6 protein-coding genes are annotated in these 7,838 nt (G+C 69.5%); 3 read left to right on the top strand and 3 right to left on the bottom strand.

Annotation, left to right across the window (positions count from 1 at the left end):
- Window positions 1-85: 85 nt before the first annotated feature.
- The gene (locus tag ABZ910_RS09845; RefSeq protein ID WP_361361422.1) at window positions 86-1,006 is read right to left on the bottom strand and encodes an oxidoreductase; all 921 of its coding nucleotides are present in this window, start codon (window positions 1,004-1,006) and stop codon (window positions 86-88) included.
- A gap of 212 nt (window positions 1,007-1,218) precedes the next feature.
- On the opposite strand from ABZ910_RS09845, the gene ABZ910_RS09840 reads away from it, so the two are divergent.
- The 3 genes from ABZ910_RS09840 to ABZ910_RS09830 all read left to right on the top strand — a co-directional run bounded on the left by ABZ910_RS09840 (window position 1,219) and on the right by ABZ910_RS09830 (window position 3,132).
- Window positions 1,219-1,950: an NAD(P)H-binding protein gene (locus ABZ910_RS09840; RefSeq protein ID WP_361361420.1), complete on the top strand. Its 732-nt coding sequence runs from the start codon at window positions 1,219-1,221 to the stop codon at window positions 1,948-1,950.
- Between the two features lie 30 nt (window positions 1,951-1,980).
- Complete coding sequence (locus ABZ910_RS09835; protein ID WP_361361418.1) at window positions 1,981-2,451, top strand: cupin domain-containing protein; 471 nt, start codon at window positions 1,981-1,983, stop codon at window positions 2,449-2,451.
- A gap of 162 nt (window positions 2,452-2,613) precedes the next feature.
- On the top strand, window positions 2,614-3,132 hold the full coding sequence (locus ABZ910_RS09830; protein ID WP_361361416.1) for a cupin domain-containing protein: 519 nt from the start codon (window positions 2,614-2,616) through the stop codon (window positions 3,130-3,132).
- A gap of 222 nt (window positions 3,133-3,354) precedes the next feature.
- Here the strand turns inward: ABZ910_RS09830 and ppdK are convergent, their stop codons facing one another.
- Both ppdK and ABZ910_RS09820 read right to left on the bottom strand, forming a co-directional pair.
- Complete coding sequence (gene ppdK, locus ABZ910_RS09825) at window positions 3,355-6,102, bottom strand: pyruvate, phosphate dikinase (RefSeq protein WP_361361414.1); 2,748 nt, start codon at window positions 6,100-6,102, stop codon at window positions 3,355-3,357.
- Between the two features lie 434 nt (window positions 6,103-6,536).
- Window positions 6,537-7,742: an ROK family protein gene (locus ABZ910_RS09820; protein WP_361361412.1), complete on the bottom strand. Its 1,206-nt coding sequence runs from the start codon at window positions 7,740-7,742 to the stop codon at window positions 6,537-6,539.
- Window positions 7,743-7,838: the final 96 nt, after the last annotated feature.

Here is a 7,838-nt window from a genome sequence, read left to right as displayed (position 1 = left end):
CCCCACTGCGCGAGATGCGCACCCCGGCCCGTGCACTCGCTCATGCACACCAGAACACCCTTGTGTGCCGTCACGCATCAACAGCTCACAACCCCTCGTACGTCACTCCGGTCAGCCGCTCTGACGCCTCCCAAAGCCGCAGTCCCGCCTGGTCGTTGAGCGTCCAGCTCGCGCGCCAGGACGGGGCGGCCGCGCCCCGCCACATCGCGAACGACGGGCCGAAGAAGGCGTCCGCGCGCGCGTCCGGGTCCGTCGCCGCACGCAGCGTGGGCAGCGCCCCCGCTTCCGCGGACTGGGCGAAGACCAGGTTGCCGACCTCCATCAGCCGCTCGGCGGCCTTGCGGCCCTCCGCCCGGGGGCCCGCGGTCTGGAGGTTGGTCGCCGCGTAGCCGGGGTGGGCCGCTGTCGCGAGGACGTCCGCTCCGGCGGCCGCCAGCCGTCGCGACAGTTCGTGGGTGAAGAGGAGGTTGGCCGTCTTGGAGCGGGCGTAGGCGATCCAACGGTGGTAGCGGCGCGCGCTGTTGAGGTCGCCCATGTCGATGTTGGCGAGCGCGTGCATCATGCTGGACACGGTCACGACCCGCGCGCCGGGCGTGGCGAGCAGCGTGGGCAACAGCAGTCCGGTGAGCGCGAAGTGGCCCAGGTGGTTGATGCCGAACTGGGTCTCGAAGCCGTCCGCCGTCGTGCCGTACGGCGGCGCCATCACGCCCGCGTTGTCGACCAGCAGGTCGAGGCGGTCGTACGGGAAGCCCTCCGCGAAGTCGCGCACCGAGGACAGGTCGCCGAGGTCGAGGCGCCGGAACTCGGCGATGGCGTGCGGCACTTCGGCCATGATGCGGTCCGCCGCCTCGTTCCCCCGCACCTCGCTGCGGCACGCGAGCACCACCCGCGCCCCCTTGCGGGCCAGCTCCCGCACGGTGACGTACCCCAGTCCGCTGTTGGCCCCGGTGACGACGGCCACGCGGCCGGTCTGGTCGGGGATGGACTTCTCGTTCCAACCCGTCATGGCCGTATCCCCACTTGATTCCTCCGATCGCCGGTCGATCCCACCAGAAGTACACCACCGCGTGGTCGGCACGACCGTGGCCCCCTGTCGCCGTCGGCGTTGCCCTCGGCACGCACCGCGACCGGGATGCCCGGGAGCGCGTGCGCCGCGCACTGCGCCGTCGCAGTCTGGACACATGACCGCATGGCCGCATGGCCACCTGGAGGTTCCTCATGAAGATCGCAGTGCTCGGCGGCACCGGATTCATCGGGTCGCAGGTCGTGCAGAAGCTGAACGCGGCCGGACACGAGGCCGTACCGCACTCCAAGTCCACGGGTGTCGACGTGATCACGGGCCAGGGACTGGAGGAGGCCGTGGCCGGTGCCGACGTCGTCGTCAATCTGACGAATTCCCCGACCTTCGACGACGCCTCCCCGGGGTTTTTCCAGACCTCGATGGACAACCTCCTGGCCGCCGCTGAGAAGGGCGGGGTCGGGCATGTCGTCGTCCTCTCGATCGTCGGCGCGGACCAGGTGCCCGGACTCGGCTACTACCGGGCCAAGGTCCTCCAGGAGGACATCCTCAAGGCCGGGCCGATCCCCTACTCGATCGTCCGGGCCACCCAGTTCATGGAGTTCATGGACGCGGTCCTGTCCTGGACCACGGAGGGCGACACCGTCCGCCTGCCCGCCACGCCGCTCCAGCCGATCGCCGCCCAGGAGGTCTCCGACGTCGTCGCCGACGTCGCTGTCGGCCCCCCGCTGAACGGCACCCTCGACATCGCCGGGCCCGATGTCCTCCCTCTCGACGAAATCGGCCGGATCACCTTGAGCGCCCATCCCGACGGCCGCATCGTCGTCACCGACGACTCCGCCGGCATGTTCGCCGCAGTGCCCGGCGATGCCCTCGTCGGCAAGGGCGACGTCCGCGTCGCCCCCACCCACTACAGGGACTGGCTCTCCTGAACCAGCCGGCCCACCACGGGAGGCCTCATCATGGCGAACAACGACTCGGCCCATGAGCCGACCCATGAGCCGGTGGCAGGCAACGCTGAGCATCATCCGCGCTCGGACGCGTGGAAGACGGCGCTCACCGTGCTGCAGTCGGTGGAGCCACCGTTCATTCCTGAGGGAGCCGAGGCGATGACGGTCGTCATCGAGTTCCCTCCCGGCGACCCCGGCACCCCTCCGCATCGGCACTCGGGACCCGCCTTCGGCTACGTCCTGGAGGGGGAGATGCTCTTCGAGCTGGAAGGCGAGCCGGAGCGGGTGATCAAGGCCGGGGAGACGTTCTGGGAGCCGGGCGGCGACGTCATCCACTACCAGGACGGGAACAACCGGACGGACTCCTGGAGCCGCTTCCTCGTCACCATGCTGTGTGCGCCGGGTCAGCCCATGCTCACCCTGGTCGACGACGAGGAACTGGCCCGGCGACAGCACCTACGGGCTCCCCGTCCGGGCACCTGACCACGGGTTCCGATGCAGCACTGATTCCGCTGCGCGCTGCCCGAAGGGGCGGCACCCCCGCACAGGGTGTACGGCTGGCTTTCTGAGCTGGGAAGTCAGCCCTTCCCGCGCGCCCGAGGGCACTCTTTGATGACCGTCGAGTAGATTCGGAGGTTCGGCGTCATGATCAAAACACGACGTGCCTTGCGACTTCTGGCTGTCGGCGTGGTGGCCACGGCTGCCGCATTCGTCCCCGCGGCAGGGGGAGCGACTGCTGCTGAGCCGTCCGGGGCCAAAGCGGCAGTCTCTGGGACTGAGCCTCCCTCACCACCCACACCGACGACGTCCCCCACGCTGCCCTCCGAGACGGTGAAGGTGCTGCTTGAACAGGAACTTCCAAATGTCCCGGGCAAGACGTTCACCTCGGAGGTCGTCGACTTCCCGCCCTCCGCACGCGCGGTGCCGCATCGCCATGGCAAGGCGTTCGTCTACGCCTACGTGCTCGAGGGCACCGTGCGCAGCCAGCTCGACAACGAGCCGGTCCGCACCTACCGCGCCGGCGAGCACTGGGTCGAACCGCCGAACGCCTACCACGCGCTCACGGAGAACGCGAGTTCAACGGAACCGGCAAAGCTGCTGGCCGTCATCGTGTCGAACACAGGCGATCCGACCAAGGTCGATGAACCGACACCGACGGAGTGAGCTGGATCAGCGTCTCCGTCCGGTCCGGGACCTGCTTGAGCCGTGTGCGACAACGACTCGCCCATGGTTCTGAGGGGGCGGCGACGCAGCAATGCGTCGCCGCATGATGCCCGAAGGGGCGGCACGCCCCGCACAGGGTGCCGCCCCTTCTCATCGGGTGCCGGAGCCGCCGTAGATCGGTGAGGGTCGGGGACCTTCGGCGGCTCCGGGTTCGGGGGAGGGTCAGCGGTGGTCGCTGCCCTCGGACTGGGTGGCCGCGCGGCCTGCTTCGAGGCGGGCGACCGGGATGCGGAACGGGGAGCAGGAGACGTAGTCCAGTCCGACCTCGTGGAAGAAGTGGACCGACTCCGGGTCGCCGCCGTGCTCACCGCAGACGCCGAGCTTCAGGTCGGGGCGGGTGGCCCGGCCGGCCTTCGCCGCCGCCTTCACCAGGGAGCCGACGCCGTCCCTGTCGATCGTCTCGAACGGGGAGACTCCGAAGATGCCCTTCTCCAGGTACGCCGTGAAGAAGCTCGCCTCCACGTCGTCCCGGCTGAAGCCCCACACCGTCTGGGTGAGGTCGTTCGTGCCGAAGGAGAAGAACTCCGCCGCCTCCGCGATCTGGTCGGCGGTCAGCGCGGCGCGCGGCAGCTCGATCATCGTGCCGATCGCCAGCTTCAGCTTCGTGCCCGTCGCGGCCTCCACCTCCGCGATGATCTGGTCGGCCTCCTCGCGGACGATCTCCAGCTCCTGGACGGTGCCGACGAGCGGGATCATGATCTCGGCGCGCGGGTCGCCCTTGGCGTTCTTGCGCTCGGCGGCGGCCTCCGCGATCGCGCGGACCTGCATGGCGAACAGGCCGGGGATGACCAGACCGAGGCGTACGCCGCGCAGGCCCAGCATCGGGTTCTGCTCGTGCAGGCGGTGCACGGCCTGGAGCAGGCGCAGGTCGTTCTCGTTGGCGTCCTTGCGGGACTCGGCGAGGGCCACCCGGACCGACAGCTCGGTGATGTCCGGCAGGAACTCGTGCAGCGGCGGGTCGAGGAGGCGGACCGTGACCGGCAGGCCGTCCATCGCCTCGAACAGCTCGACGAAGTCCTTCTTCTGCAGCGGCAGCAGCTCCCGCAGGGCGGCCTCGCGCTCCTCCTCGGTGTCCGCGAGGATCAGCTTCTCGACCATCTCGCGGCGCTCGCCGAGGAACATGTGCTCGGTACGGCACAGGCCGATGCCCTGGGCGCCGAACCGCCGCGCCCGCAGCGCGTCTTCCGCGTTGTCGGCGTTGGCGCGCACCCGCAGGCGGCGCTTGCGGTCGGCGAAGGCCATCATGCGGTGCACGGCCTCGACGAGCTCGTCGGCGTCGTCGGCGCCCGGGTGCATCCGGCCCTCGAAGTACTCGACGACCGGGGACGGGACCACCGGCACCTCGCCCAGGTACACCTTGCCGGACGAGCCGTCGATGGAGATGACGTCGCCCTCCTCGACGACGTGACCGCCCGGCACCGTCATCCGGCGGCGCTTGGTGTCGACCTCCAGCTCCTCGGCGCCGCAGACACAGGTCTTGCCCATGCCGCGCGCGACGACGGCCGCGTGGGAGGTCTTGCCGCCGCGCGAGGTCAGGATGCCCTCGGCCGCGATCATGCCGTCGAGGTCGTCGGGGTTGGTCTCCCGGCGGACCAGGATGACCTTCTCGCCCGAGCGCGACCACTTCACGGCGGTGTACGAGTCGAAGACCGCCTTGCCGACCGCCGCACCCGGCGAGGCCGCGATGCCCCGGCCGACCTGCTCGGCCTTGGCGTCCTCGTCGAAGCGCGGGAACATCAGCTGGGCGAGCTGGGCGCCGCTGACGCGCTGGAGCGCCTCCGTCTCGTCGATCAGGCCCTGGTCCACCAGCTGCGTGGCGATACGGAAGGCCGCGCCCGCCGTGCGCTTGCCGACGCGGGTCTGCAGCATCCAGAGCTGGCCGCGCTCGATGGTGAACTCGATGTCGCAGAGATCCTTGTAGTGGTTCTCCAGGGTCTCCATGATCTGCATCAGCTGGTCGTACGACTTCTTGTCGATCGACTCCAGCTCCGCGAGCGGGACCGTGTTGCGGATACCGGCGACGACGTCCTCGCCCTGCGCGTTCTGCAGGTAGTCGCCGTAGACGCCCTGGTGGCCGCTGGCGGGGTCACGGGTGAAGGCGACGCCGGTGCCGGAGTCCGGGCCCAGGTTGCCGAAGACCATCGAGCAGACGTTGACGGCCGTACCGAGGTCGCCCGGGATGCGCTCCTGGCGGCGGTACAGCTTGGCGCGGTCGCCGTTCCACGACTCGAAGACCGCCTTGATGGCGAGGTCCATCTGCTCGCGCGGGTCCTGCGGGAAGTCCCGGCCGGCCTCCTTCTTGACGATCTTCTTGAAGGCGGTGACCAGCTTCTTCAGATCCGCGGCCTCCAGGTCGGTGTCGACCGTGACCTTCTTGGCCGCCTTGGCCTTGTCGAGGGCCTCCTCGAAGAGCTCGCCGTCGACGCCGAGGACGGTCTTGCCGAACATCTGGATGAGGCGGCGGTACGAGTCCCAGGCGAAGCGGTCGTCGCCGGCCTGCTTGGCCAGGCCCTGCACCGACTTGTCGGAGAGGCCGATGTTCAGGACGGTGTCCATCATGCCCGGCATGGAGAACTTCGCGCCGGAACGGACGGAGACGAGAAGGGGATTGTCGGCCTGGCCGAGCTTCTTGCCCATCTTCTGCTCGAGGGCGTCGAGGTGCGCACTCACCTCGTCCCGCAGTGCCGCGGGCTCCTCGCCGCTGTCGAGGTAGACCTTGCAGGCCTCGGTGGTGATGGTGAAGCCCGGAGGGACGGGAAGGCCCAGGTTGGTCATCTCGGCGAGGTTCGCGCCCTTGCCGCCGAGGAGGTCCTTGAGGTCCTTGTTGCCCTCGGTGAAGTCGTAAACGAACTTCACGTCTTCAACGCTCGTGCCCGACCCGGCTACGTGGCGATCTTTGTTTTCCGACACGGTTCTCGACTCCTCGAGGACGCGATGGCTGCCCTGACGGCCAGGAACATACCCAGATCAAAGGCATCTGGGTACATCCAGCAGCGCGTCATACGCCCGCAACCAGCCGTCTGCCACAGGATCGAAAGTTACGACAGAGCAAGCGCCAGACAGTCACTGTCTTCATTTCTCAAACGAATGACGGCTCCTTCAGGCCTATTTTCGCTCATGTGAGCGGAGATCTCTACGCCTGAGTTCAACATGTGAACGATCAAGGGGTGGCACTCAGTGCCACCCCTTGGAGAAGTGCAGTCGCCGCTAACGCGCTCATCTGAGCGCAACCCTTATCAAGGGTGGCGATAATCACGCTGCCACAGGCCGCCGGTTTTCACCATGCGGACGTGGTTCGGGACGGAAACACCCCGTCACACGCCCACCCGTAGCCCGCTCACTTGTCACACCCCGAGGACCCGCAGCCGCTCCTCCACCCGCTCGGGCGCGTACAGGTGCTCCACGACCAGCGCGCCCGCCCCGATCAGCGCGGCCCGCTCGCCGAGCCGTGACCTCACGACGTCCAGATGAGCGGTGGAGCGGGGCAGCGCCCGCTGGTAGAGCAGCTCGCGCAGCCCGGTGAGGAAGGCGGTCCCGGCCAGGTCGCCGGCGATCATCAGCACGCCGGGGTTGAGCAGCGTCACGACCGTCGCCAGGACGTCCCCGACCCGGCGCCCGGCCTCCCGCGCGAGCGCGGCCGCCTCCGGGTGCCCCGACGCGAGCAGGTCCCGTACGTCGGCCCCGGAGGCCGCCGGCACCCCGGCCTCCGTCAGCCGCCGGGCCACGGCGCCCCCGCTGGCGACGGCCGCGAGACAGCCGTACGAACCGCACCGGCACAGCGCCTCCGCGCCCACCCGGATGTGCCCGATGTCCCCGGCACCCCCGTCGATGCCGCGGTAGATCGAGCCGTCGACCACGACGCCGGCGCCGATTCCCGTCGACACCTTGACAAGGACGAACGCCGAGCAGTCAGGGCGTCCGGTGCGCTGCTCGCCGTACGCCATGAGGTTCGCGTCGTTGTCCACGAGCACCGGCGGCGCGGGCGTGCCGGTGTGTGCGGTGAAGGCTCTGGCCAGGCGGCCTCTTATGTCGTAGCCGTCCCAGCCGGGCATGATCGGCGGCTGGACGACCCGGCCGGTCGCGCTGTCGACGGGGCCCGGCACGGCCAGCCCGATGCCGCAGACCTCGTCGGCCCCGTGTCCGGACTTCTCCAGCAACTCGGCGAACCAGCCGCCGAGTTCGCCCAGTACGGCGTCGGGGCCGTCCTCGACGACGAGGGTGCCCGAGTGCTCGGCGAGGGTCTCGCCGGTCAGCGACAGCACGGCCGCGCGCGCATGCCGGGTATCGAGGTCGGCGGCCAGGACGACCGCGTGGGCGTCGTCGAACTCCAGGGTGATCGAGGGGCGTCCGCCGAGCGGGGAGTCCACCGGGCCGCCCGCGCCCTCGCGCAGCCAGCCCGCGCGGAAGAGCCGGTCGAGGCGCTGTCCGACGGTGGCTCTGGACAGCCCCGTGGCCTGCTGGAGCGCACCACGTGTCGTCGCCCGTCCCGTACGGACCAGTTCGAGCAGATCGCCCGCGCCGGCCTGCCTCGCCTGACTCCGCCCCGTCATGCGCACCCCCTTGTGTTCGTCAAGCTTGCCTTACATAGTGAGTTTTGCGCGTTAAACAGACGTAACCCCGTGGTACGCACAGCGGTACTCAGAGCG

It is taken from the genome of Streptomyces sp. NPDC046805 (assembly GCF_040645355.1).
In the GTDB taxonomy this organism is placed as follows: Bacteria; Actinomycetota; Actinomycetes; order Streptomycetales; family Streptomycetaceae; genus Streptomyces.
This window is presented reverse-complemented; position numbering and strand designations above follow the sequence as displayed.